Origin of the sequence: uncultured Rothia sp. (genome assembly GCF_937976295.1) — a bacterium.
Lineage (GTDB): Bacteria > Actinomycetota > Actinomycetes > Actinomycetales > Micrococcaceae > Rothia.
In genome coordinates this window covers 1-1,325 of sequence record NZ_CALJRY010000295.1, presented here as the reverse complement: position 1 = coordinate 1,325, position 1,325 = coordinate 1, and the positions used below count along the sequence as shown (strand labels likewise).

2 pseudogenes are annotated in these 1,325 nt (G+C 52.2%); both read right to left on the bottom strand.

Annotation, left to right across the window (positions count from 1 at the left end):
* A pseudogene (locus Q0216_RS07915) lies at positions 1-644 on the bottom strand (chitinase); the annotation flags it as partial.
* A 348-nt stretch (positions 645-992) separates the two neighbouring features.
* Positions 993-1,325, bottom strand: a pseudogene (locus Q0216_RS07910) (hypothetical protein); the annotation flags it as partial.

The following is a 1,325-nucleotide window of genomic DNA, read 5'->3' as shown; positions in this document are numbered from 1 at the left end:
GAAATAGCACCCCACTGAACAACAGCCTTACCTTCATCATTGGTGCTCACCACACCATTCGTCGACGAATCAGCAGCATCAGGGGTCGTAATAACCTGAGTAGGAGAACCAGAAAGAACGGTAGAAGCAGCAATAGAGAACGGAGTGCCAACCGGTGCAGGGCTAGTACGGCTAGTACCGGATGCGTCATAGGTGACGTCCTCGGTCTTCACCGTCAGGTTCTCAACCGTAACCTTAATCGTGATTTCGCCACTATAACCGTTCAAATCATTCAGGTTAGTGCCGCTACCGCGCTCAGTAGAATACTGCAGGCTCACACGCACAGGAAGGTCATTGACGACGTCCTTCGGCTTGAACTGCACGTTGCTCGTGGAGCTCGTACGATCCTTGTCATTAACGTAAATGTTGGTCGACTCAATCGACGAGACCTCGCCGTTGCGGCCCATCTGAACGTTTACGTTCTGCAGAACATTAGTAGCGTTCTCTACCTGGCGGGGACTCTGAGAAGTAACAGTACCCTTATCAGGGGACGGGTTGTTATTGTTGTTACTCGTGGAGCAGGACGAGAAAATAAGCGCCGTCGTGACACCCAAAATCAAAGGGAAGCGGAGCAAGCGCTGACGTGTAGTGGTGTGGTCGGTCATGATGATCTTTTCGTCGAGTTATGTGTCACGCAAACAATGGATAGTCGCGTATCCGGACCGCGACCATGCGATGTCTGCAGGAGATTGGTGAAGATTTGAGCCTAGTCAAAAAGATAGAACCCGCTACCACTTTATCAGCCTAATCTGAGAGGACTGATAATATTTCGTCCTAGTCGGTGCCTCATTAGGAGATTCGATTCAACCTTGAGGTGATAGTTAAAACAACTCCTCCTTTTATCACTCAAGTAATCCTCTTAGCTGATATATGTATTAGGCCTAAAGATTTGACGTAACAGTAAGATCCTATAGTGGAGAATGAGTATCCCTCAGCCCACGGGGTTCCACGGTTTAGCTGGCTGCAGGTTCAGCCTCCGGGGCCTCATCATCCTCCTCCTTCTCGGGGATAGTGATACCCACGGTGACGTACTTCTTCACCGACCACGCATTCATCGCCACCGACGCCGCAAAGAACAGCGCAGGCAGCAACTCCAGACGAACCAGCGAATAGCCTAAGTACCCGAGCGCAATACACGCGGCCAGGCCAGCCACGCCAATACACACGGCACGCAAGGTACGGTACCCCTCAGACCCCTCCTCAAGGCGGGTGCCCTGCAGGTAGAAGAGACCCTCACGCACAACACGCAGGAACCCCGGGGCCAGGAAAAGCGCAACCGCTAGAGC